Annotated in this window: 18 protein-coding genes and 1 other RNA gene; 9 read left to right on the top strand and 10 right to left on the bottom strand. The window is 73.7% G+C overall.

The genetic code is table 11. The features are described 5' to 3' along the window. The first annotated feature begins 17 nt into the window (after positions 1-17). Positions 18-409, top strand: an RNA gene (gene rnpB, locus AGRA3207_RS07405) — RNase P RNA component class A. A gap of 107 nt (positions 410-516) precedes the next feature. On the opposite strand, the gene AGRA3207_RS07400 is transcribed toward rnpB, so the two are convergent. Genes AGRA3207_RS07400 through AGRA3207_RS07390 form a run of 3 tightly spaced genes read right to left on the bottom strand, consistent with a single transcriptional unit; the run spans position 517 to position 1,389 of the window. Then, positions 517-855: a hypothetical protein gene (locus tag AGRA3207_RS07400; protein ID WP_231333810.1), complete on the bottom strand. Its 339-nt coding sequence runs from the start codon at positions 853-855 to the stop codon at positions 517-519. Continuing rightward, complete coding sequence (locus tag AGRA3207_RS07395) at positions 845-1,093, bottom strand: hypothetical protein (protein ID WP_231333809.1); 249 nt, start codon at positions 1,091-1,093, stop codon at positions 845-847. Before AGRA3207_RS07395 ends, AGRA3207_RS07400 begins: the two co-directional genes overlap by 11 nt. Continuing rightward, positions 1,090-1,389 (bottom strand): hypothetical protein, encoded by a 300-nt coding sequence (locus AGRA3207_RS07390; RefSeq protein WP_231333808.1) that lies wholly within the window; start codon positions 1,387-1,389, stop codon positions 1,090-1,092. Before AGRA3207_RS07390 ends, AGRA3207_RS07395 begins: the two co-directional genes overlap by 4 nt. A gap of 141 nt (positions 1,390-1,530) precedes the next feature. Between AGRA3207_RS07390 and AGRA3207_RS07385 the strand changes: the two genes are divergently transcribed. After that, complete coding sequence (locus AGRA3207_RS07385; protein ID WP_231333807.1) at positions 1,531-2,769, top strand: helix-turn-helix domain-containing protein; 1,239 nt, start codon at positions 1,531-1,533, stop codon at positions 2,767-2,769. A 244-nt stretch (positions 2,770-3,013) separates the two neighbouring features. Here AGRA3207_RS07385 and AGRA3207_RS07380 read toward each other — a convergent pair whose 3' ends face one another. Continuing rightward, entirely contained in the window at positions 3,014-3,769 is a 756-nt protein-coding gene (locus tag AGRA3207_RS07380) for a phosphotransferase (protein ID WP_231333806.1), read from the bottom strand. A gap of 478 nt (positions 3,770-4,247) precedes the next feature. Between AGRA3207_RS07380 and AGRA3207_RS07375 the strand changes: the two genes are divergently transcribed. After that, the gene (locus AGRA3207_RS07375) at positions 4,248-4,469 is read left to right on the top strand and encodes a hypothetical protein (protein ID WP_231333805.1); all 222 of its coding nucleotides are present in this window, start codon (positions 4,248-4,250) and stop codon (positions 4,467-4,469) included. 60 nt (positions 4,470-4,529) lie between these two features. Here the strand turns inward: AGRA3207_RS07375 and AGRA3207_RS07370 are convergent, their stop codons facing one another. The 3 genes from AGRA3207_RS07370 to AGRA3207_RS07360 form a co-directional block, all read right to left on the bottom strand. Then, the gene (locus AGRA3207_RS07370) at positions 4,530-6,854 is read right to left on the bottom strand and encodes a SulP family inorganic anion transporter (protein WP_231333804.1); all 2,325 of its coding nucleotides are present in this window, start codon (positions 6,852-6,854) and stop codon (positions 4,530-4,532) included. 125 nt (positions 6,855-6,979) lie between these two features. After that, positions 6,980-8,944 (bottom strand): chromosomal replication initiator protein DnaA, encoded by a 1,965-nt coding sequence (locus tag AGRA3207_RS07365; protein WP_231333803.1) that lies wholly within the window; start codon positions 8,942-8,944, stop codon positions 6,980-6,982. Positions 8,945-9,197: 253 nt separating this feature from the next. Then, complete coding sequence (locus AGRA3207_RS07360) at positions 9,198-9,791, bottom strand: YbhB/YbcL family Raf kinase inhibitor-like protein (protein WP_231333802.1); 594 nt, start codon at positions 9,789-9,791, stop codon at positions 9,198-9,200. A gap of 448 nt (positions 9,792-10,239) precedes the next feature. On the opposite strand from AGRA3207_RS07360, the gene AGRA3207_RS07355 reads away from it, so the two are divergent. Both AGRA3207_RS07355 and AGRA3207_RS07350 read left to right on the top strand, forming a co-directional pair. Then, a complete protein-coding gene (locus AGRA3207_RS07355; protein WP_420830907.1) occupies positions 10,240-11,544 on the top strand; it encodes an NAD(P)/FAD-dependent oxidoreductase in 1,305 nt (434 codons plus the stop codon). Between the two features lie 83 nt (positions 11,545-11,627). After that, positions 11,628-15,026 (top strand): AfsR/SARP family transcriptional regulator, encoded by a 3,399-nt coding sequence (locus tag AGRA3207_RS07350; protein ID WP_231333800.1) that lies wholly within the window; start codon positions 11,628-11,630, stop codon positions 15,024-15,026. Between the two features lie 141 nt (positions 15,027-15,167). Here the strand turns inward: AGRA3207_RS07350 and AGRA3207_RS07345 are convergent, their stop codons facing one another. After that, complete coding sequence (locus tag AGRA3207_RS07345) at positions 15,168-15,977, bottom strand: ABC transporter permease (RefSeq protein WP_231333799.1); 810 nt, start codon at positions 15,975-15,977, stop codon at positions 15,168-15,170. Beyond that, positions 15,974-16,981, bottom strand: a complete 1,008-nt coding sequence (locus AGRA3207_RS07340; protein ID WP_231333798.1) for an ATP-binding cassette domain-containing protein — start codon at positions 16,979-16,981, stop codon at positions 15,974-15,976. Before AGRA3207_RS07340 ends, AGRA3207_RS07345 begins: the two co-directional genes overlap by 4 nt. Positions 16,982-17,230: 249 nt before the next feature. Between AGRA3207_RS07340 and AGRA3207_RS07335 the strand changes: the two genes are divergently transcribed. The 3 genes from AGRA3207_RS07335 to AGRA3207_RS07325 all read left to right on the top strand — a co-directional run bounded on the left by AGRA3207_RS07335 (position 17,231) and on the right by AGRA3207_RS07325 (position 20,424). Continuing rightward, entirely contained in the window at positions 17,231-17,791 is a 561-nt protein-coding gene (locus tag AGRA3207_RS07335; RefSeq protein ID WP_231333797.1) for a PH domain-containing protein, read from the top strand. Further along, positions 17,788-19,389, top strand: a complete 1,602-nt coding sequence (locus AGRA3207_RS07330; RefSeq protein WP_231333796.1) for a PH domain-containing protein — start codon at positions 17,788-17,790, stop codon at positions 19,387-19,389. The genes AGRA3207_RS07335 and AGRA3207_RS07330 overlap by 4 nt, the downstream gene beginning before the upstream one ends. A gap of 198 nt (positions 19,390-19,587) precedes the next feature. Then, positions 19,588-20,424: a S1 family peptidase gene (locus AGRA3207_RS07325; RefSeq protein WP_231333795.1), complete on the top strand. Its 837-nt coding sequence runs from the start codon at positions 19,588-19,590 to the stop codon at positions 20,422-20,424. Positions 20,425-20,528: 104 nt separating this feature from the next. Here AGRA3207_RS07325 and sepH read toward each other — a convergent pair whose 3' ends face one another. Next, on the bottom strand, positions 20,529-22,526 hold the full coding sequence (gene sepH, locus AGRA3207_RS07320) for a septation protein SepH (RefSeq protein ID WP_231333794.1): 1,998 nt from the start codon (positions 22,524-22,526) through the stop codon (positions 20,529-20,531). A 444-nt stretch (positions 22,527-22,970) separates the two neighbouring features. Here sepH and AGRA3207_RS07315 point away from each other — a divergent pair, with 444 nt between their 5' ends. Further along, positions 22,971-23,858 (top strand): PT domain-containing protein, encoded by an 888-nt coding sequence (locus tag AGRA3207_RS07315; protein WP_231333793.1) that lies wholly within the window; start codon positions 22,971-22,973, stop codon positions 23,856-23,858. The last annotated feature ends 13 nt before the right edge of the window (positions 23,859-23,871 follow it).

The raw sequence follows: 23,871 nt of genomic DNA, 5'->3' as shown, positions 1-23,871 counted from the left end.
GCTGGACACACGGCGGACGAGCCGGCCGGGCGGCCGCGTCGGGGAGCGATCCCCGTCGAGGAAAGTCCGGGCTCCACAGGGCAGGGTGGTCGGTAACGCCGACCCGGGGCGACCCGCGGGACAGTGCCACAGAAAGCAGACCGCCACCGGTCCGCCGGTGGTAAGGGTGAAACGGTGAGGTAAGAGCTCACCAGCGCCCACGGTGACGTGGGCGGCTAGGTAAACCCCACCTGGAGCAAGGTCAAGAAGGGGCCTCGGCAGAGGCTCCGCGCAGGTGCCTGAGGGCGGCCCGCCCGAGCCTGCGGGTAGACCGCTGGAGGCCGCCGGCAACGGCGGCCCGAGATGGATGGCCGTCACCCGCCGCCCCAGGCGGCGGGCACAGAACCCGGCTTACAGGCCGACTCGTCCGCCCACCCCCTCCCCACCTGCGCCGGAGCGGTCACGCCTGCTCCGAGTTCGTGTCGCTGGGTGGGGCGGCGGCGCCAGCGGTCACCAGGGCATGCCGCCGCCCCCGCTCTACTCGCCCTGCGGGTCGGCCGAGGCCCCGAGCGCCTCGGCGATCCGGGCGGCGGCCTGTTCGGTGTCGGCAGGAATGGCGGCGCCCGAGTCCGGGCCGGTGGTCCACCGGTAGACACCGCCGTGCTCGTCCCAGGTGATCATCCGCTCCGTCTCCTCCCGGTAGGAGACGCGCAGGCGTAAGGCGTCCTCGGTGACCGCGCGCCGCTCCGGTGTCGACCGGTAGAACGTCCCGGTCGGCCGGGCGCAGATCGCGGAGACCTGCGGGGCGCGGCGGCGGACGGCGGCGTACAGCGCGTCCAGCGGCCCGAACGGCTCGACGTCCAGTTCATCGGCCATCCGTACCCTCCTCGGCGGCGGGAACGAACTGCTCAGCGACCCACAGCGCGGGGCGCTCGATCTCGTCCGGCGGCTGGTAGGTCTTGGCCTCGCCGTCAAGAGTGCGGGCCCGCCATGTCCCGTTGCCCTGGGAGATGATCGTCGCGCGCGGGTCTTCGGTCTCGGGGTCCAGCAGCATGTAGACCCCGGTGCCGCCCTTGAGGACGTAGCCGCCCACACGGATCTCCTCGTCGCTCACGGCGCGGGAGCCAGGTGCCCGGCGATGATGACCGCGGCGTCGATGATGTGGGCGGCCTCGGCGATCGGCTCGCCGGTGGCGTCGTCGTAGAACCACATCCTGTCGTGGTCGGTGACGCGCGGCTTGCACGTGACCGTCTGCGTCGCGCCTGTGGGATCGCCCGGCCGGGTGACGGTGATCGCGAGTGGGCTGGCCCGCAGGTTCACGCTGAAGCGGCGCCCCTGCAAGGCGTTCATCAGTTCGTAGAGCCGCGGGTAGGCGTGCCGGTGCTCAGTGCCGTCGAAGGTGCCGCTCATCCCGTCTCCCAATGCGATCTAAGTTGCTTTTTCGGTCACTCTCAGTGAACCTGTGGCGGGCGCCGCGGCGGGAGGTGGAGACTGGAGGAGGGCCGGGAAAGGTCAGGGCCTCTCGCTCATAGCGGCCGGAAGGTGCATCGCATGTCCCCCGACAAGAAGGCCGTCGGCGCGCGTCTGCGTGAGGTGCGGGAGGCGCCGCCGTACTGGTCGCGCGCCGAGCTGGCGCGGCTCTTACGCGCCGCCGCCGATCCCCGTGACCGCGTCAACATGCCGCACGTGCCGAGCCTCGTGACCATGATCAAGCAGTGGGAGTCGGGCAAGTGGCTGCCCAACCCCCGCTACCGCGTCCTGTACGCCCGTGTCACCGGCCTTTCTGAGGACGAACTGTTCGGCGCCGCCAGGGAACCGGCCGCTGAAGTCGTGCCACTGCTGGCCGACCACACGCCGCTCAACGGCCGTCCGGCCGACTCGGGATTCGTCGAGTCCATCCGCGAGAGCAGCCAGGCCCTGGTTCGTCTCGACGCGGTCCACGGCGCCGACGACATCCTGAACCTCGCACTACGGGTGTTCCATCGCGCGCACCACAAGCTCGCCACCGGCGCGTACACGGCGGCCATCGAACGGGACTTCATGGCTGCGGCGGGGGAGGCGGGCGAGGTCGCCGCGTGGCTGGCCTACGACGCCGACGAACAGGATGTCTCACGTCATGCCATCCAGGAGGCGCTGCTGCTGTCCCGGCAGGCGGGCGACCGCGACATGGAACTGTTCGAGCTCACGCACCTCGCGATGCAGGCCGTGCACCTGCACCGCCCCGGCGAGGCCCTCCGCATCACAACAAGCCTGTTCGACGGCGACCTGTCGCCCCGGGTGACAGCGCTGCTCAATATCAGGAAGGGCCGCGCGCTCGCCCAGCTCGGCCGGGGCGGCGAGGCACTCGACACGCTCGGACGGGCGCGGGCGGCGCTCCTGGACGGCGTCACCGGGCGGGACTCGTCCTGGACGTGGTGGATCACGGACAGCGAGGTTCTGTGGCACACCGGCATGGCCCATGCCGACCTCGGCGACTGGCCCGCAGCGGTCCCGCTGCTGCGCGAGTCGGCGGACCTCCGGGTGGGCTTTCGCCGGGCCCACTACAACGACCAGGTACATCTGCTCAACGCCCTTGCCCATGTCGGCGACTGGCGGGAGGCCGAGTCTGTCCTGACCGAAGTGGCGGGCATCCTGGGCGAAGTCGGCTCGGCCCGGACGACGAATCTTCTTCGCCGTCTTACAAGGCGAATCGTGAACGCCGACCCGCCTTCGACGGTCGCCGACCTCGCCCGGACCGTTCATCTTTCCCTCACCGGCGAGGACGGCGGTACCGGGTTGGCACTTCGCTAAGTGCGCGATGCACCGGCGCCCGGTCCGCTATGGGTGGCCTTCGGTGGTTCGTTAGGGGGCGCCTGTGAGGTTCTCCACCGCTTCAACTAAGCCCTCCCGGGGGTGGGGCGCCGGTCTCGTTCAAGGGGCTGGGCGAAGTCCTGCGCGTGCGCTAGGGCCGAGGAGAAGCTGCCGCTTCTCGCCGACCGGCCGTCAGCGGATGGGTCAGCGCCCCGTCCGCTATGGGGTGGCCTTCGGTGGTTCTTTAGGGGGCGGCTGTGAGGTTCTCTACCGCTTCGACTAGGCCGTCCCATGCGGTGTCGGTGTCGGGGGAGCGTTCGTGGGGGGCGCGGAACCAGTCGACGTAGAGCGAGATCTCTTCGAGGTCCCAGCGGAGCCGGTAGAGCGTGAGGGTGCCGGGGTCGGGCGTTCGGCCGGCGGCTGCGGCGTAGCGTTCCAGGTCCTGCGGGCCCTGCTCGACCGACCACAGGTCACGTTCCGGTGGGGCCACGCCTGTGGTGTCCCAGTCGATCAGCAGGAACCGGCCGTGCAGGTCCAGGAGGTTCCCCGGGTGCGGCTCGCCGTGGGTGAGGACGGGCATGACACCCCTCGTCCCCAGGTCGTTCGCGAGCCCGTCGAACTCCTCCACGCGTGCTCGGAGAGCTGCGGCGTGGTCTGCGAGCAGATCGCGTGCGGGTTCGGCGAACGGCCCGTCCGCCCAGGTGACGGTTCCGGCGAGGGCCTTGTCCAGCAGTCCGCGCAGGGGCAGGGCGACGTCGAGCACCGGTGCCGCGGGCGGGGGAGGCCGGCGGTGCAGCTCGGCGAGCAGGTCCAGGACGGCGCCGCGCTCGCCGGGGGTCCACCCCTGGTCGAAGTCTCCCGGCGTCCCGTCCACGAACGGGAAGACGCTGACGGCGTGGCGGGGTCCAAGGGGGCGGACGGTCTCCCCGTCGGAAGTCCGCAGCGGTGCCACGACGAAGTCCAGACGCTGCTCGTCACGCAGGGCCGCGGCGGTGTCCATGGCACTGCGGAGGCCGCGCAGCGCGGTGGGGAGGTCCGGTGCGCCTTTGAGGGTCAGGTCGGCGACGGTGACGAACCACTTCTGTCCGTCTTCGGCTGTCGCGGTCAGTGGTGATCGCCGAAGCCGACCGGGGCGTAGGCGAGGTCGGCCTGGACGCCCCAGGCGCCCAGCGCGCGCCGCACGTCGCCCTCGTCGATGTCATCAGGCCGGGATCGCATCGTGATCAAGCTAGGTGATCTCCGCCGGGGACGCACCCGGATATCTCCAGGGGGACGCTTTCCCTGGTCGTCGCTGGGGTGACCGGGACGGGACGGACGAGAAGAACGGGCACCGGGGACACGTGGTATTGATCTCGACCGGTTCGGGTCACATGACACAAAGGAATGGAAACGGCGCGCTTAACGTCCAAGGTAACGCCGATCTCTTGGTCGGCTGTGGCGGCGGGGCATGTGGACCTGCCCCGCGGAGAGGAGCGCCGGTGTTCATCGTGAGCATGGTGGCGATAGCGCTCGTCGGCTTGCTGGCGGCACTGGCCTACCTGGTGGACTTCGCGCGGGCCAGCCGGCGCGACGCGCTGTTCCACCCGGCGTCCGACCGGCGCGCGCGGAGGGCGCGCCGGGTGACGGGCATGTACACGCGTGGCAGCGGTTTCTTCGAAGGGGACGACGAGGTCAGCGGCGACGAGCTCGTGGGTCGCTGAGGCGCGGGCCGTCCGGCGGGGGACGGTCCGCGCCCAGTGTCGCCGGCGCGGGGGCGCCGGTCAGGGGGCGCCGCCGGTGGCGGGGCCGTGCGCGTCGAGGGACGTGCGCGCCCCGCCGCCGTCCGGGGCCTCTTCGGGGACGGGGACGAAGGTCCCGGCGGCACGGTCCAGGATCTGCACGTTGGCGGACTGCAGGTCGAGGTAGAGGCCGACCAGCTCGATCTCGCCCGCCTCGACCCGCTCGCGGAGCCACGGGTAGGTGAGCAGGTTGTCGAGCTGCTGCATCACGTTGATCTTGCAGAGGCGGGTCAGCGGCGGTTCCGCGGACGGTTCGGCGGACGGTTCGGCGGCGAGGTAGCGGGCGAGGCTGTGGTTGCCGTGCTTGAGCCAGCGCGACAGCCCGTGCAGGTGCTCGACCTCGGTGCCGCCCGCGAGCAGCGCCGCCATGGCGCCGCAGTTGGAGTGGCCGCAGACCGTGATCGTCCGGATGTCGAGGACGTTGGTGGCGTACTCGACGGTGGCGGCGACGGAGTCGTCGGCGGTGCGCGACCCGTGCCGGGGGACGAGGTTGCCGACGTTGCGGTTGATGAACAGGTCTCCGGGGCCGCTCGCGGTGATGATGTTGGGCACCACGCGTGAGTCGACGCAGGTGATGAACAGATGCTCGGGCTTCTGCTCCATCGCCAGCTCGGCCATGATCGGCCGGACGAGCCGGGCGGTGCGGCCGTGGTACTCGCGGACGCCCGCGAGCAGGAGCGCGCTGGGGGACACCTCGGGCCCGTCGAGCTCGGCCTCGGAGCGCCGGCGCCGGTTCCCCCAGGGCGCCCACCAGCGTGTCTGCGGAGGCGGCTTGCGCGGCGACGACATTTCACCAGTCACCGCTCTTTCATACCAAGTCTCGTGAACCTCGTCGATGTCGACCCTCCCGCCCTGGCGTTCGTGGGCGACACGCCATTCGTGGATGGCCTCGAACGCGGCGTGGTCCATGAAGTCGACGTTCAGGTCCAGGTCGACCGAGGCGCCCGGCGGGACGTCCTGAAGCAGGCGGGTCACTTTCGGGACGCCGAGGAAGGTGAGTGTCCCCTCCACGACCACATGGCAGCGGGGCGGGGCGGGCGCGTCGCCCGGGACGGGGACGAGCTCCTCGGCGCGCACCGACAGCCTGGTAAGTCGCCGCAGCGCCATCATCGCCATGACCCCGATGCCGAGCAGGACGCCCTCGCCGAGCCCGAGCAGCACGACGCCGACGAGGGTGGCGAAGTAGGCGGGCGCCTCCCGGTGGTGGCGCAGGTCGCGGACGCGGGCGGTGTCCATCAGACGCACGCCCAGCACCACCAGCAGCGCCGCGAGCGCGGAGAGCGGCACCTGCTCGACGACCGGCCCGCACGACAGGGCCAGCACCAGCACCCAGACGCCGTGCAGGACGGTGGACGCGCGGGTCCGGGCACCGGCCTCCACGTTGGCGGTGCTCCGGACGATCACACCCGCGACGGGCAGGCCGCCGAGCAGGCCCGACACGGCGTTCGCGGCGCCCTGGCCGAGCAGCTCGCGGTCGAGGTCGGCGTGCGGCACCCCGGCGGGCCGCATGCGGTCGACGGCGACGCTGCACAGCAGCGACTCGACGGCCGCGACGAGCCCGACGGCCATGACCGCGCCGACGATCCCGTGCAGTGACCCGTGCGGCAGGACGGGGGCGTGCCATCCGTCCAGCAGCGAGCGGGGAAGGTCGACGCGGCTCGCGTTCCAGTCGAGCGACCAGGCGGTCAGGGTGGCGAGGGCGATGGCGGGGAGCGGACCGGGGACCAGGCGCAGCGCCGGCCCCAGCCGCCCCTCGCCGCGGGGCAGCCGGGACCAGCCGAGCAGGACGAGGATGGTCAGGCCGCCGAGCAGCGCCGGATGGGACTGCGGGTGCAGGAGCTGGCCGGGCAGCTCGCGGAGGTTGGCGACCGCGGACCGCTGCGGGCTGCCGCCGAGCACCACGTGCACCTGGGCGAGGACGATGACGGCGCCGACCCCGGCGAGCATCCCGTGGACGACGGCGGGGGAGACGGCGAGGGCGGTCCGGGCGACCCGGCCGGCGCCGAGGGCGAGCTGGAGCAGCCCGCCGAGCAGGGTGATCGTGCAGGTGGCGCGCCAGCCGTAGGTCTGGACGAGCTCGGCGACGATCACCGTCAGCCCGGCGGCGGGCCCGCTGACCTGCAGCGGGGATCCGCCGGCCAGCCCGGCGACGATGCCGCCGGCGATCGCGGCGATGAGCCCGGCGGCGAGCGGCGCTTCGGAGGCGACGGCGATGCCCAGGGACAGGGGGATCGCGACGAGGAAGACGACGAACGAGGCGAGCAGGTCCCGACGCAGGACGGATACGCTGGGTTTCGTGGGAGTCACCTAGAGTATAGAACCATGTCTCCGACGACACACAAAGGGTCACCGGGGACACGGCGGCCCTCGCGTGTTGCGTTCCAGCGTGCGGGCGTTACGGCGGCCTCCCAGGGAGCGGGAAGGCGGGCCGGTCAGCGCCGGTAGTCGCGGTGGCTCTGCCAGTCGTCGGGCTGCTGCCGGGACCCGTACGGGCCGGTGTCGCCGCCGGGCGCGTTGCCCTGCGGGTAGCCCTCCTGCTGGGAGCCGAGGTAACCCGGGTTGTACGCCTGGGTGGAGCCGGGGTCGCCGTAGCCGCCCTGCGCGCCCGCGTTCGGGTCCTGCGGCGGCTGCGGCGCGGCGAGCGGGTCGGAACCGCTGTTGTAGCTGCTCCCGCTGAAGTCGCCGTACCCGCTGCCCCCGGCGGAGCCGGAGTCGTTGCCGCCGAACCCTCCCGCGTAGGACGAGCCGCTGCTGAGCGGGTCGTCGTAGCGGGGTGACTCGCCATAGGCGGGGGCGGTGGGGTAGCCCTCCGACTGCGGGGCCTGGCCGTATCCGGGACCCGAGCCGAGACCGGAGTCGTAGCCGGACGTCCCTCCCGGCGCGGCGCCGCCCGCCGACCAGGGGCCGGTGGAGGTGCCGCCGGTGGAGCCGGTGCCGCCGGTGGTGCCGAACGAGCCGGTGCCGAGCGGGTCGCTCAGCGGGTCGTTGAGGGAGCCGTAGCCGCCGTCGCCCTGTGTGCCGCCCGACGACCGCTGCCGGTCGGTCTGGATGCGCTGGAGCAGCTCGTCCACGGTCGGGAGCTTGTGGTTGTCGGTGTCGGACCCGGACGCGCCGCCGTGGGCCGCGGGGGCGGCCGGGGCGGAGGGGGACACGGACGGCATGGTGGGGTCGGACGGGCCGGGCAGCCCGCCGGTCGTCTCGCCGAAGCCGCGCATCGGGTCGTCGGTGCGCCCCAGGGGCAGTCCGAGCGGATCCGACACGCGAGGGTCACTCTGGGACGGCGGGAAGGTGTCGGGACGTCCCACCGAGGGCGGAGGCCCGGCCGCGGCAGGGGGACGAGTGCTCAGCGGGTCGGAGCCGTAGTCGCCGTAGGACGGCTCAGAGGAGCCGTACTGGGGCTGGTCGGGGACGCCGAACGGCGACTGCTCGCCGTAGCCCTGCTGCTCCTGCCCTCCGTAGGCGGGTTCGGACGTGCCGTACGGCGACTGTTCCGCCGACCCGTAGGGCGACTGTTCCGCCGACCCATAGGAGGCGTGCTGAGGCTCCTGGCTGCTGTACACGGGCTGGTCCGGCGCGCCGGGGACGCCGTAGGGCGCCTGCGGGCCCGTGCCTCCCGGTATGCCGAACTCGGCCGGGATGGGGTCGCTGGCGGTGGAACCGGGGTCGCCGCCGAAGGGACCCGGGTTCTGCGGGAAGCCGCTCTGCTGGAACTCCCCGGGGGACTGCGGCATTTGCTGCGGGCCTGTCCCGGTGGTGCCGCCGGGGACGCCCTGGGTGCCGAGCCCGTTGAGGATCGATCCGTCCGCGCCCAGCGAGACCGGCTGGGTCAGGCCGGGCTGCTCCACCGGCTGCTGGACGGGCTGCTGCTCGTGCCCCTGCGGCTGGCCCTGCGGCTGGGGCGGCGCCTGCGCGTGCAGCGGGTCCGCGGCGGGGTCGGCCTCCGGGCGCTCCCCGTCCTGGTCGTGCTGCCAGGGGAACTTGGGCTTGTCGAAGGTGATCGTCGCCCAGTAGTCGTCGTCCTCCATCTCGTCGGACGCCTGGCCGCCGGGCGCGGGCGGCGGCGGTGCCGACGGGGAGGTGGGGGCCGCGAGCGGGCCGCCTGCGACGCGGCGGTCGAAGGCGGGGTCGGCGGCGCCGGGACCGTAGGAGGCGTCGTCGTAGCCGGTGTCGTACCCGCTGTCGTAGCCGCCGTCGTACCCGGTCTCGTAGCCGTCTTCGGGCCCGGCCGCGCCCGGCTGCTGCGGGGCGGCCCGGCGGCCGCGCGGTTGCGGCTGCTCGTCGGCCATCCAGTCGTCGTCGTCGCGTCCGGCCCTGCTGGCCCGCAGACCCAGGGCCACGAGGACGACCACGAGGACCACGACCACAATGAGGCCGAAGACCACGATGTAAGAAGTCATGCCACCACCCAATGCCTTGGCCCTGCGAGAGTCGCAAGCGCGGACCGCGGGTCCGTCCCGTTCGCCGCCGGCGGCCGGATCTCCTCGGGCCTAGCCCGATTCTGTCCGACCGCTATGACCGTTGTCACACCCTTCGCGCACATTTGCCCTCACCTGACGCGTCCCGGCCGGTGTGTTCCCACCGGCGCGTGCGCGCCTGCCAGCTCCCGCCCCCCGAGGGGTCCGCCCTGACCTCGTGCCTCAGGCTCCACGGTCAACGCGCCTGCTTGCCGCCGAAGTTCCCGGTGATCCGCCCTCGTCCCACCGTGTGCTTCGCGATGGCGCCGAGCGAGTCCTTGAGCTTGGCGCCGTTCTTGAACGGCGCCGGATCGTCCAGCGCGTAGATGGTGAACCTGTACCGATGCCGTTCTCCCTTGGGCGGGCACGGCGGTGTGTACCCCGCCTTGTCGCCTGTGGTCAGCCCCTCGACGGCGCCGTTGATGCTGGCGCCCTCGACGAGCTCGTTGATGGTCCCGTCGATGCCCGCGATCACCCAGTGGACGTGGGCGCCGTTGTCGGCGTCCGGGTCGTCCATGACGATCGCGAACGACCGGGTCGCCGGCGGCGTCGGCGCCCCCGACCACCGCAGCGGCGGGGTCTTACCCTGCCCGCCAGCGTACGTCGTGCAGCCGTAGCGCGTGGGCAAGTCGCGGCCATCGCGCCATACCGGGCTGGTGACCGTGAACCATTCCGACAGCTCGGCGCTCTTGTTCTGGGGCCGGCCGATCAGCCCGCAGCCGCCCAGGGCGGTGGCGAGCACGAGCGTGCACGCCGCGGCCAGGATCGGACGCCGGTCTCTGCTCATCATCGTCGATACGCTCCCGCGCGAGATCGTACGCCGCGCTCCGCCGGATTCTCTCGCATCCGGCGGCGCGCGCCCCGCAGGCGGCGCCCCCTTCCTCGTCCGGCCCAACCTTAGAGGCTCGGCGGGGGTGGAACGGGCCTTTCCCGCCCCGGCCGCCCCGGGCCTTCCGGGATCGGTGCTGTGAGGTTGGTCATGAGTGTTTCGCCCTAGAATGTCCAGAAAAATGGTAAGGAGTGGCGAAGTTCACGCGAAACGGGGGCGATCGGTTTGCCCGCCTGGCAACTTTGATCGTTCTTCGCCGGAAATCGGTTGGCGTCCGGCACGGTCCATCGGGTAGCTTGTGAATGTCTTCACAAGCCGACCGTGAACATTGGAGGCCGCAATGGCCAGGACCGCCGAGGAGACCCCTGGCGCTCCCCACATCCTCATCGTGGGTGGCGGCTATGTGGGCATGTACACCGCCCTGCGCCTGCAGAAGAAGCTCCGCGGCGAGCTGCGCCGGGGCGAGGTCAAGGTCACCGTCGTGGACCCGAACTCGTACATGACGTACCAGCCGTTCCTCCCCGAGGCCGCCGCCGGGAACATCTCCCCGCGCCACGTCGTCGTCCCGCTGCGCCGGGTGCTGCCCAAGTGCACCGTCCGCAAGGCGCGGGTGACCGAGCTGAACCACGGCGAGGGCTGGGCGATCGTCCAGCCGCTGGCCGGGCCGCTGGAGCGGATCTCCTACGACTACCTGGTCATGGCCGCCGGCGCGGTGCCGCGGCTGCTGCCGATCCCCGGGCTGGCCGAGAACGGCATCAGCCTCAAGACCGTCGGCGAGGCCATCCACCTGCGCAACCACGTGCTGGAGCAGCTGGAGATCGCCGAGTCGACCAACGATGTCGAGCTGCGCCGCAAGGCCCTGACCTTCGTGTTCGTCGGCGGCGGGTTCGCCGGTGTGGAGGCGGTCGCCGAGCTGGAGGACATGACGCGCGACGCGACCAGGTACATGCGCAAGGTCACCCCGCAGGACCTGCGGTTCATGCTGGTCGAGGCCAGCGACCGGATCCTGCCCGAGGTCGGCCCGGACATGGGCAAGTGGACCGCCGAGCAGCTGCGCGGCCGTGGCATCGACGTGAAGATGAAGACGCTCCTGGTGTCGGCGGTGGACGGGCAGATCGAGCTGTCGGACGGCAGCGCGTTCCCCGCCGGGACGCTCGTGTGGAACGCGGGCGTCAAGCCGTCGCCGGTCGTCCGGCACGGTGACCTCCCGGTCGACGAGCGGGGACGGGTCAAGGGCACCGAGTACCTCACGATCGAGGGCCTGGTGCGGGCGTTCACCGCCGGTGACAACGCCGCGATCCCCGACCTCACCCAGGACGGCATGTTCTGCCCGCCGAACGCCCAGCACGCGGTGCGGCAGGCCAAGGTGCTCGGCGACAACATCGTCCGGTCGCTGCGCGGCAAGACCCTCAAGCCCTACGTCCACGGCAACCTCGGCACGGTCGCCGGGCTCGGACTGCACAAGGGCGTGGCGAACCCCATGGGCTTCAAGCTCAAGGGCTGGCCCGCGTGGTTCTTCCACCGCAGCTACCACGGCGCGATGGTCCCGACCTTCAACCGCAAGCTGCGCGTCCTGGCCGACTGGACGCTCGCTCTGTTCCTGAAGCGCGAGACCGTCTCGCTCGCCACCGTCGAGCAGCCGCGCGCCGACTTCGAGCTGGCGGCCCTCGACGACGCGAAGGCCAAGCAGGCCGCCAAGGAGACGGCGGCCTGACCCGGCCTCGCCAACGGCGCCCCGGCGATCACCGCCGGGGCGCCGTCGTGTCGCCGGGGACCGGGCCGGGGGAGAATCGACGAGTGCGGATCAACGTGCTGGGCCCCCTGGAGGTGCTCGCGGACGGCCGCCCCGTCGTGATCGGGGGCGCGCGGCTGCGCGTCCTGCTGACGCTGCTCGCGCTCGACCCCGGCGCGGTCGTGCCGGTCGAGCGGATCATCGACGCGCTCTGGGAGGACGACGTCCCGAAGGGCGCGCCCAACGCGCTCCAGTCGCTCGTCTCCCGGCTGCGCTCGGCGATCGGGCGGGACGCGCTGGAGTCCCGGCCGGGCGCGTACCGGCTCGCCCTGCCGCGTGAGGCCGTCGACGCGCACGAGTTCGAGACGCTGGTGTCGGCGGCGCGCCGCGCGGCCGGTCCCGCCGCCCGCTCGGCGGGACTCCGGGACGCGCTCGCGCTGTGGCACGGCCCGGCGCTCGCCGACGCCGCCGGGCGCCGGTTCGCCGACGCGCCCGCGGCGCGCCTGGAGGCGCTGCGCCGCGCCGCGCAGGAGGAGCGGCTGGAAGCCGACCTCGGCCTCGGCCGTCACGCGGAGGTGCTGCCCGAGCTCCAGGCCCTCGCGGCGGAGGACCCGCTGCGCGAGCAGGCCGCCGCGCTGCTGATGCGCGCCCTCTACGCCGCGGGTCACCAGGCGGAGGCCCTCACCGCCTACGAACGGGCCAAGCGCGCGCTCGCCGACGGGCTCGGCGTTGACCCGTCCCCCGATCTGGAGGCCGTCTACCTGGCCGTCCTTCGGCAGGACCCGGCGCTCCGCCCTGACGCCCCCGCCCCCGTCCCGGACGGGGAGCCCGCTCCGGCCCGCGACCCGGAGCCCGCGCGCCCCGCAGACGCCCCGCCGGAGATGCGGAAGGGGAACCTGCGGGCCCGGCTCACCAGTTTCATCGGCCGCGACGCCGACCTCGAACGGGTCGGCGACCTGCTGGCCGAGACACGGCTGGTCACGCTCACCGGGCCGGGCGGCGCGGGCAAGACGCGGCTCTCCCTGGAGTCGGGCGAGCGCTGCTCCGGCACGATGCCGGACGGGGCGTGGCTCGTGGAGCTGGCGCCCGTCGCCGACCCCGCCGAGGTCCCCGCCGCCGTCCTCACCGCGCTCGGGCTCCGCGAGATGACGCTGATGGGCGCGGCCCCCGGGCGGATGACGCCGCCGGAGGCCGCCGAGCCGCTGGAGCGCCTCGTGTCGGCGCTGGCCGGCCGCCGGATGCTGCTCGTCCTCGACAACTGCGAGCACCTGCTGGACGCCGCGGCGCGGCTCGCCGACCAGGTGCTCGCCGCCTGCCCCGGCGTGCGGATCCTCGCGACCAGCAGGGAGCCGCTCGGGATCACCGGTGAGACGCTGTGGCCGGTCGGGCCGCTGGAGCCGCCCCCGCCCGCCGCGGAGGCGGAGGCGGCGCTGGCGTGCCCCGCCGTCCGCCTGTTCGCCGACCGCGCCGCCGCCGTGTCCCCGGGCTTCGCCGTCACCGGGGCCAACGTCGCGTGGGTGACGCGGATCTGCCGGGCGCTGGACGGGATGCCCCTCGCCATCGAGCTGGCCGCCGCGCGCCTGCGGGCCATGACCCCCGCGCAGGTCGCCGTCCGGCTCGACGACCGGTTCCGGCTGCTCAGCGCGGGCAGCCGCATCGCCCTGCCCCGCCACCAGACGCTCCGCGCCGTCGTCGAGTGGAGCTGGGACCTGCTGGACGAGCCCGAACGCGCCCTCTGGCGCCGCCTCGCGGTGTTCCCCGGCGGCGCGACCCTGGAGAGCGTCGAGGAGGTCTGCGCGGGGCCGGGCCTGGACCGCGGCGACATCCTGGACGTGCTCGCCGCGCTGGTCGACAAGTCCCTGGTCATCGTCGCCGACGGCGTCGACGGCCCCCGCTACCGGATGCTGGAGACCATCCGCGCGTACGGGCTGGAGCGGCTCGTCCGGTCGGGGGAGGAGGACGCGACGCGACACGCCCACGCCGCCCACTTCGTCGGATTGGCCGAGACCGCCGGGCCGCACCTGTTCCGCGGGGACCAGCTCGCCTGGCTGCGGCGGCTGTCGGCCGAGCACGACAACTGCTCCGCGGCGCTGCGCTGGGCGATCTCCATCGGGGACGCGCGCCTCGCCCTGCGGTTCTGCGCGGCGCTCGGCTGGTACTGGTTCCTGCACGGCCGTCTCGCCGACGGCGCCGACAGCGTGGAGGAGATCCTGACGCTGCCGGACGTCCCCGACGACCACACCACCGCCGTCGCCCTCGCGCTCGCCGCGATGACCTCCATCGACGACCAGGACGCGTGCGGCCGCGCCACGACCTGGATGCGGCGCGTCAAGGCGATCTGCGACGGGATCGGCGACGGCGCCCGGCACCCGGCGCTGCGGCTGATCCTCACCACCGTGGAGATACACGCGGAGGGCTGGAACCCGTCCTCGACCGTGGCGATCGACGGCCTCGTGGACGACCCCGACCCGTGGGTGCGCGGCCTCGCGAACTTCATGCGCGGGCAGATCTCCCAGAACTTCGGCCGGATCGACCGGCTGGCGGGCGACTTCGACCGGGCGCTCGCCGGGTTCCGCGAGGCCGGGGACCGGTGGGGCCTGTCGTTCACCCTCACCTCGCAGGGCGAGGACCTCGGCCGCCGCGGCGAGCACCGGGCCGCGATCGGGCTCCTCGAAGAGGGCCTCCGCCTCACCGGCGAGCTCGCCGGCGAGCTGGGCGGCGGCAACGGCTCCATCCTGCACGTGACGATGAAGCTGGCGAACGAGCTCGACCTCGCCGGCGAGCGGGACCGGGCCCGGACGCTGCTGCTGGACGCCGTCCGGGCCTCGGAGACCTCATCGCGGCCGGAGGACACTGCCGCGCTGCATTACCAGCTCGGCGAGATCGCCCGCCGCGCCGGCGACCACGCCGAGGCGCTGCGCAGGCTCGCCCACGCCGAGGACCTCATCGGCGGGCTTTCGGGCCCGCCGCAGTTCCGCTCGATGGTGCTCTGCGCCCGCGGCCGGCTGGACCTCGCGATGGGCGCCGCGGACGACGCCCGCGCCCGGCTGGCCGAGGCGCTGCTCGGCGGCGTCCAGGTCCACGACCACCCGATCGTGGCGTACGCGCTGGGCGGCCACGCGGAGCTGGCGCGCGTGGACGGCGATCCCGAGCGCGCCGCCCGGCTGCTCGGCACCGCCGACGGCCTGCGCGGCTCCCGCGACCTCTCGCTGCCCGACATCGTCGCCGTCGAGGCCGCCGTCCGCGCCGAACTCGGCGACGCCGCCTTCACGGCCGCCTACGAGCGCGGCCTGACCAGGACCCTCGACGACGTCGTGGACGAGTTCGGGCTGCCCCGCCGGGCGGCGCACGCCGCGCCGCGCGGGCCGGGCGGGGGGCCCGAGCCGTCCGGCGACGGCCGGAACAGCGGCGACGGCGGCGACGGCAGGGACACAGAGAACGGCGGGGACGGCCCGCGCGGCTGACCGCCCCGGACCGGACCCCGGCCGCCGAGGCCTGGACCGGGCCCGGCAAGCCGACAACCCGGCCACCGTGGGCGGTGGCCGGGCCGTCGGGCGGGCGCCGTGCCGCGGGCGCGGCGCCCGGGGGTGGGCGTCTGGGCGCCGTCAGGCGCGCTGCTTGAACGCCCGCAGCGACAGCGGCGCGAACACCAGGCAGATCCCGACGCCCCACGCCAGCGCGATCAGGGCGTGGTTCAGCACGGGACCGCCGACCAGCAGGCCGCGCAGGGCCTCGACCAGCTGGGTCACCGGGCTGTTGTTCATCACCCAGGCGAGCCATCCGGGGATGCCCTCGGTCGACCGGATGAAGGCGGTGCTGAGGAAGCTCAGCGGGAAGATCACCACGAAGCCGAAGATCTGCACCTTCTCCGGCTCGCTGACCTTCATCGCGATGAACACCGACGTCCACGAGAACAGCACGGCGAACGTCAGCAGCAGCACGAACGCGGTGAGCAGCGCCACGACGTTGGTCTCGATCCGGAAGCCGATGGCGAAGCCGACCGACAGCAGGATCAGCATCGACCACGCCTGCTTGGCGGTGTCGGCGATGATCCGCCCGAGGAGCGGCGCGCTGCGCGCGATCGGCAGGCTCCGGAACCGGTCGAAGACGCCCTTGGTGATGTCGGTGTTCAGCCCGAAGCCGGTGCTCATCCCGGCGAACAGCGCGTTCTGCGCGATGATGCCGGGGATGACGATCGGCAGGTAGGCGGAGACGCTGCCCTCCATCGCCGGGCCGAACACGTACGCGAACAGCAGCACGAACATGATGGGCTGGATGGACAGGTCCAGCAGCTCCATCGGGTTGTGCTTGATCTGCACGAGGTTGCGCCAGGCCAGGGTGAGCGTGTTGCGCAGGGCGGTGCCCGGCGCGATCCGCTTGGACAGGTCCTGCGGCGCGAAGGTCGCGGTGGTCATGCCGACGCCCCTTCCTTGTCGGTGGCCTTCTCGCCGGCGGACCGGGCGAGCTCGCCGGCCTCGGCGTCGATGTCGTCGGTGTGGTGGCCGGTGAGGGCGAAGAACACCTCGTCCAGGCTGGACTTGCGGAGCGACAGCTCGCCGACCCCGACGCCGGCGTCGTCCAGGCGGCGGACGACGGCGGGCATCAGCTCGGGGTCGGTGATCGGCGTGGAGACCAGCCCGTCGCGCAGCTCCGGCTCGCTGTCGGTCAGCTCGCCGACGATCCGCGACACCGCGGGGGCGTCCTCGTCCTTGATCGGCCTGACCTCCAGCACCTGCCCGCCGACCTGCGCCTTCAGCGAGTCGGAGGTGCCCTGCGCGATGACCTCGCCGCGGTCGATGACGATGATGTCGTCGGCCAGCTGGTCGGCCTCCTCCAGGTACTGCGTGGTCAGCAGCACCGTGACGCCGTCGTCGGTCAGGCCGCGCACGATGTCCCACAGGCCGTTGCGGCTGCGCGGGTCGAGGCCCGTCGTCGGCTCGTCCAGGAACAGGATCTGCGGCCGTCCGACGAGGCTCGCCGCCAGGTCGAGGCGGCGGCGCATCCCGCCCGAGTACGTCTTGGCGGCCCGCTCCGCGGCGTCGGCGAGCTGGAAACGCTCCAGGAGCTCGGCGGCGCGGGCCCGGGACTCGCGCCGCGGGATCCCGAGCAGCCGCCCGATCAGGACCAGGTTCTCGGTGCCGGTGAGCATCTCGTCCACCCCGGCGTACTGGCCGGTCAGGCCGATGAGCTGCCGTACCTTGTGCGCCTCCTTGACCACGTCGAAGCCGCCGACCCTGGCGCTGCCCGCGGTCGGCTCGATCAGTGTGGCGAGGATGCGTGTCGCGGTCGTCTTGCCGGCGCCGTTCGGCCCGAGGACACCCAGGACCGTTCCGGGTTCCGCGGTGAGCGAGACGCCGGCCAGCGCCTGGGTCTCACCGAATCGCTTCTCCAGGCCATCGGCCTGGATGGCGTACGTCATGTGATCTCCTAGGGACTCAATTCGCCGGACATCTCGCGGTCCTGCTGATCGGACCTGCCAAGGTAGGGGTTGTCCGGTGCGATGCGCATCCAGTTTTCTCCGCGCCGCCGCCAGACCCCTGTCAGCGCGGCGAGACGCGGACCAACATCGCATGCACCTCTGACAAAACGCTGATACCGCCATGATCCCTTCCCGGCGGACCCGGGCCGGACGGCCTGCCGCGCCGCCCGGAAGCTCTAAACTCACGATGTGACGTCGGTGCGGCGCAGTCACCACCAGGACGGCGGGGGGCCGCACCCGCCGCGCTTGCGGCCGCCCGCCCACCGTGTGTCGCCCCGGGCCGTCGCGCACTGGGCGATCGAGTACCTGCTGCTGTGGGGGCTGGCGTTCGGCCTCGCCCTGGGCGTCGCCGCCTGGATCGGCGACTCCGGGTGGAGCGCCCTGCCCGGCTGGGTGTCCGGCAGGGTCGGCTGGCTCCCCTACATCGTCGGCGGGGCGGGCCTGCTGATGGTGACCGTCGCGCCCGTCTGGCGGTACCGCGTGCACCGCTGGGAGGTCACCGCCGACGTGATCTACACCCGTACGGGCTGGTTCAGCCGCGAGTGGCTCCTGGTTCCCGTCAGCCGCATCCAGACCGTCGACACCGAGCAGGGCTGGATCGAGCGGATGCTGGGCCTCGCCACGATCGAGGTCAACACCGCCTCCCACACCGGCTCGTCCGAGGTCTCCGGCCTCCCGGTGGACGTGGCGACCCGCCTGGCGGGCGACCTGGCGCGCCGCGCGCACGACCTCCGCGACGACGCGACATGAACGGCGAACCCCCGCCGGCGCACCACGAGACCACCCCCGTGCGGGACGAACCGCCTCCCCGGCGCGACGATCCGGGCCCGGCGCGCGGCGGCGCCACCACGCATCGCCTGCACCCGCTGACCTTCGTCGTGGGCGCCGTCCGGGAGCTGGTCGCCCTGCTGGCGGCGGGCGCGACCGGCCTGGTGGTGGGCGGCGTCTCCACGGCCTTCTACTTCACCCTCGCGGGGCTGGCGTTCGGGCTGCTCTTCCACGTCGCCGGCTGGGCCACGTTCACCTACGTCCTGCGTGACGACCGCATCGAGCTGCGGCGCTCGCTGATCGGACGCTCGGTCAAGAGCATCCCGCGCGACCGGATCCGGGGCGTGGACATCACCGCGTCCCTGCCCCACCGCCTCCTGCGGCTCGCCGTCGTCCACATCGACGCGGGCGGGGACGGAGGCGAGGGCGAGCTGAACGCCGTCTCCCGGCAGGAGGCCGAGCGGCTCCGGCGCGTCCTGCTGGCCCGCGCGGACGCCGCGCACCCCGAGGGCCCCGAGGGCGCCGAGGCCCGCGAGGACGCCCCGCCCCGCCGCGTCCTCGCCCGTATGCGCCGCCGCTGGTACGTCTACGCCCCTCTCAGCGGCGCCTACCTGCTCACCCCCTTCGCGCTGGCCGGCAGCCTCCTCGGGACCCTGTACAACCTCGGCGACGACCTCGGCCTCATCACGCAGGAGCGCGTGGAGGACCTCGGCCACGACGTCGTCGGCCTCCCCACCGTGCTGGTGGTCGTGCCGATGATCCTCGTCCTCATCGCCATGCCGGTCATGTCGGTGATCGTCTTCACCCTTTTCAACTGGGACTTCACCGTCCACGAGCGGGACGGCTCGATCGTCGCCGAGCGCGGCCTGATCACACGCCGCAGCGTGTCCCTCGAACGGCGGCGCCTGCGCGGCGTCGAGCTGTCCGACAACCCCTTCGAGCGGGTGGCGGGCGTGACCCGCCTCGGCGCCCTCATCACCGGGCTCGGCGACGCCGCGCACCGCGGCCGTCTCCTGCCCGCCGCCCCCCGCGCCGTCGCCGCGTCCCTCGCCGCCCGCGTGCTCGGCGAGGTCCCCGCCCCCCTGACCGCCCACCCCCCGGCCGCCCGCGGCCGCCGCGTCGCCCGCGCCGTGGCGCCCCCCGCGGGGATCGGCGTCCTCGCCGTCCTCGCCGGTCAGCCCTGGGTCGCCTCGACGTGCGCCGTCCTCGCCGTCCTCGCCGTGCCCCTCGGCCTGGACCGCTACCGCCAGCTCGGCCACGCAACCGGCGGCGGGCGCCTCACCGTCCGCTCGGGCTCCCTCCGCCGCCGCCAGGTGGTCGTCGAGCACGGCGCCATCGTCGGCTGGCGCGTCCGCCGGACGCTGTTCCAGCGGCGCCTGCGCCTGGCGACCCTCTTCGTCGCCGTGGGCGCCGGGGAGGGCGGCTACTCCGCGGTCGACATGTCCGAGGACGACGCCGTCGCCCTCGCCGCCGCCATCACCCCCGACTGGCTCCGGCCGTTCCTCGCGGACGGTCCGGGCGCGTCCCCTGCCCGGCAGGGCCCGTCCGGGAACTCGCCCGGGTCACCCCTCCGGACGTGATCGCGCGGCCGCCACCGCCGCCGCGCGAAGGCCCTGAGCATCCTCCGCCCGGTACAGGCTCCTGTCCCAGGCGCGTCGTGCAGGCTGGGTCGTTCGCCGCGTCAGGGCCCCTTTAGCGTCGAGGCGCACGATCATCGGGTCCGGGGGCTTCCCACGTGCGCCTCCGGACGCACTCCCGACACCGGAAGGACATGCATTGTGCGCAGCCTCCGTTTGACCTTGGCCGCGTCGGCCCTGCTGTGGCTCGGCCTGACCGGCCCGGCCGCGCTCGCCGCGCCGGCCGAGCCCGACCCGCCGGGCGGCGGCGCGTCCACCATGGTCATCGGTGGTGAGGACGCGACGGAGCCGTATCCCTTCATGGCGTCCCTCCAGACCACCGCGAACGAGCATTTCTGCGGGGGCAGCCTGCTGGACGCCGAATGGGTCGTCACGGCCTGGCACTGCGTGGCGGACAAGCAGCCCGCGGACGTCCGGCTCCGCATCGGCAGCCACCACCACGCCGACGGCGGCAGTCTCCGCGACGCCCAGCGGATCGTCCCGCACCCCGAGGGCAACTGGAACCACTTCGACATCGCGCTGGTCAAGCTCGACCAGCCGGTCCCGGAGGCGCCCATCGCCCTGGACACCCGGCAGGCCACCGGAACCCCGACCCGGCTGCTGGGGTGGGGGTGCACCGCGCCCGGCCCCAACACCGGCTGCGAGACGCCCGACGTGCTGAAGCAGCTCGACTCGGCGATCCGCGAGCCCTCGACGTGCAGGCACGTGACCGGCGGCGCCATCCAGCCCGCGTCCGAGGTGTGCACCGGCAACCCCGAGACCGAGGCCGGGCCGTGCTTCGGGGACTCCGGTGGCCCGCTGCTGCGCCGGACGGCCGGGGGCTGGCGGCTCATCGGCGCCTTCAGCCGTGTCGAGTCGCTGCCGCAGGACCCTGACAAGCCCCAGCCGCAGTTCCCCGACTGCCACACCGGGCTCGGCATCTACACCGACGTGACCGTCCACGCGGAGTGGATCGACAGCGTGATCTCCCCGGCCTGACGTCCCGGCGACACGGCGACCCGGCGACCCGGCGTCCGCCCCGGCACGGCCACGGCCACGCCGGGGCGTTCCGCGCTGCCGGGGACCGGCGCCGGTGACGGCGGTCACTCGGGGCGGCGCGCCCCGAACATGATCTCGTCCCAGGACGGGACGGAGGCGCGCTTGCCCTTGGCCTTGCGCCGTCCGCGCGCCGCGGGTCGCTGGGCGGCGGCCGGGGTCTCCGACGCCGCCGCGGGCTTGTCCTGCACCGGTGGCGTGGCGGGACGCCCGGCGGGCTTCTTCTTCGCCGGGGGACGGTGAGCGGTCCGCTGCCCGGCCGACCCCTTCCGCGCCGCGGGCGCCTTCTCGGGCGTCTCCGCCGTCTCTGTCTCCGCCTCGCCGGGCTCGTCGCCGGACGCGGCGGGCCGCTCGTCCGCGGCGTCCTCAGTGTCCGCGGTGTCCTCGTCGTTTCCGGGAGCCGCGACCTCGGGGGCCGTGACGCGCGCGGCCGTCTCGTCCGGGTCCGCATCGGCGGGCGCCGTGGCGGCGGCCGCCTCCCGGGGGCCGGTGCCCGCGGCCGTCCCGTCCTCGTCGGCGTGCAGGGGCGCCTCGTCGCGGGACTCGTCCTCGTGGTCATGGGACGCGGCGGGCCCGGCCTTCTGGAGCTCCGAGGCGTCCTCGCGCGGCGCGGGGGAGCCGGTGTCCTCGTCGAGGGCGGCGGCCTGGGACGCGTCGGCGTCGTCCTGGAGGGCGGCGGCCGCGGGGGCGTCGTCGAGTGGCCGGGCCTTGCGGTCGTGTCCGGCGGCGCGGTCCTGTTCGGCGGCCTCGGGCGCCGCCGTGTCCTCGCCCGGCTCAGGGGCCTCGTCGTGGGCCGCTATTTCGAGGTCGTCGCCTGTGCCGGCGCCGTCGCCGGGTGCCTTGACCGGGCTCTCGGGCGCCTCATCCGCCTCTTGCTGTTCCTGCACCGCTTCGAGAGCGGAGGCGGTCTCGGGAACGGACGTGGCCTCGCGGTGCGGCGCGGGCTCGTGCGGCCGCGTCAGATCGCCGGCCGTCTCGAACTCGTCGGCGTCCTCGCCCGGCCGGACGGCCTGGGACGTGTCGGGCTCGTCGCGGGGCGCGGTGCCGGTGGGCGCGGTGGTGCCGTGCGGGCGGCCGTGGTCGCGGGCGGCGGGACGGGCCTTCCGGGGGTCCTCGGGCGCGGGGCGCGCAGGAGCCGCCTCACGGGCGGCCATGGCCTCGGCGGGCGCGGCGGCCTGGCGCAGGTGCGGGGTGTCGCCGCCGGCGGCCTCCGCGGGACCGCGGGGACGGCCGGCCTCGCGCAGCTGGGCCGCCTCGCGCAGGGGCGTGGGGTCGGTGGACGGGAACGACGGGTGCGGGTCGAGCACGCGGCCGCGTTCGAGGACGTAGTCGCGCGGCTCGGCGGTGCGCAGCGGCCCGGGGCCCGGCTGCTCGGGCTCGGCGGGGATGCCGCGGTCGCCGGAGACGACCTTCATGGCGGGACGGCGCGGGACGAGCGGGGTGACGGTGTCGGCCAGGGACTCCTCGTCCCACTCGGCGGCGGTGAGGCGGGAGGCGACCTCGTCGAGGGGGGAGACGTGGCGGCGGCGGGGGTCGAAGACCCACTCGGCGGCGTGCGGGCGGCCGTTGTCGAAGAAGGAGAGGCGGACGCGCCAGGTGTTGTCCTCGCACTTCCAGGAGTCCCACTCGACCTCTTCGAGGTCGACGCCGCCGCGGCCGAGGCGCTCCTCGACGGTCTCACCGAGGGGCGGGCCGGGCGTGGACTCGCCGGGGCGGCGGACCGTGACCCGCTGCGCCTGCTGGGCCATGTACTCGCGCTCCTGCAGGACCGGCCCCTCGAACCAGCGGATGCGTTCGACGGGGATGCCCGCCGACTCGGCGATCTCCTCCGCGGTCTCGCCGGAACGGATACGGGCCTGGATCTCCTTGGGACGCAAGGGACTCTCCACTTCGATCTCGAACTGGCCGAGGCGGGAGAAGTGCCCACGGACCGCGGCGCGGAGCCGGTCGTCGACGGGCAGGGTGAACCGGGTGCCTCGGCCCGCGGTGGCCAGGACGAGGTACGTTCCGTCCTCGCTGACCGCGACGAGGCGCAGCTCCTGCATGCGTGTCCTTCCTGCCCTGTCCAGACGGCACGGAGGGCGCCGGACCGCGCGTCCGGTGATGAGCCCGCCTCCATCGTGCTCTCACCGGCCGGTCGGCCGTTGCCCGCCGAGGGCGCATGCGTGCCCTTCCCCCCGGGTTCCCGAGTCTCTCTTTCGGACACACCTGCTGCCAGCACCGTACCCGGCATGTCCGAACATCGCCGCTCTCGAAGCCCCCTTCACGAGGCCGAAGAGGGCACCTGACCAAGCTTGCCGGGGCCGGGGTCCGGCCGGGAGCGCTCTGCCTGATTCTTGTGCATCCTTTTCCACACTGTGCCTGACCGGGCCCTGGGACTCCAGCCGTTTGGCGTAGCGAGCATCACGTCCGTGCGTGGAACACCGGAACGTGGCCGTTAGTTTCGGTTCGGGAGATTTGTTCACTATCGGACGGGGGGAATCGGCGCAATGCAGCGCAAGCTGCCAGACCTGAGCACGACGCAGCTGATCGCGAGCGGGCTGGCGACGGCCGCCGCGGCGGTGGGGGCGTCGTACCTCGGCGTGTACGGGACGATCCTGGGCGCGGCGTTCATGAGCGTGGTGTCGACGGCCGGCTCCGCCGTGTGCAAGCACTACCTGGACCAGGGCCGTGAGCAGATCAAGGATCTGGGCCACCTCCAGGCGGCGGCGCAGCAGCGGGACGCGGCGCGGGGCGCGGCGGCGGAGGCGGTGAGCGCCGACCCGACCCGCACGGTGGTGTGGTCCGACCCGAACGTGACGCGGATGGACCTCGACCCCGGCGTGACGCGCGTCGATCCGTCCATGGACCCGTCCATGACCGTCGCGGACGCCCTCGCCGGGATGGCGGGCGAGGAGGCGGTGCGGGAGGTCGTCCGGCGGTCGGCGTTGCGGAGCACGGCGGACTGGGCCCGCCACCACTGGGTGAAGCTCGTGGTCACCTCGGCCGTGGTGTTCGCGGTGGTGCTCGGCGGCATCACGGTGTACGAGGCGGCGGCCGGCGGGCCGATCGGCGACAAGGGCAACGGGCTGACCGTCACGAAGGTGCTCGGCGGGGGCGGCACGACGAAGCAGTCACCGCGGGACACGCCGTCCACCGAGAGGTCCCCCGAGGAGGAGACGCCCAGCGGGGAGCCCTCGGGCGAGACGCCTACGGAGCGGCCGACCGGCGGCCTGACGGACGGGACGACCGCGCCGCCGACGGAGCGGCCGACGGACGGTCCCACGACCACGCGGCCGTCCACGCCGACGGCGCCGAGCACGCCGACGCCGACGCCGGGCACGGGCGGCGAGGAGCAGGGCGGCGCGGAGCCTCAGCGCAGCGCACCCGCCGGATGAGGGCCGCTGAAGG

Source organism: Actinomadura graeca (assembly GCF_019175365.1).
GTDB classification, from domain to species: Bacteria; Actinomycetota; Actinomycetes; order Streptosporangiales; family Streptosporangiaceae; genus Spirillospora; species Spirillospora graeca.
The sequence above is the reverse complement of the archived record's forward strand: the minus strand, read 5'-3'. Positions and strand labels throughout refer to the sequence as shown.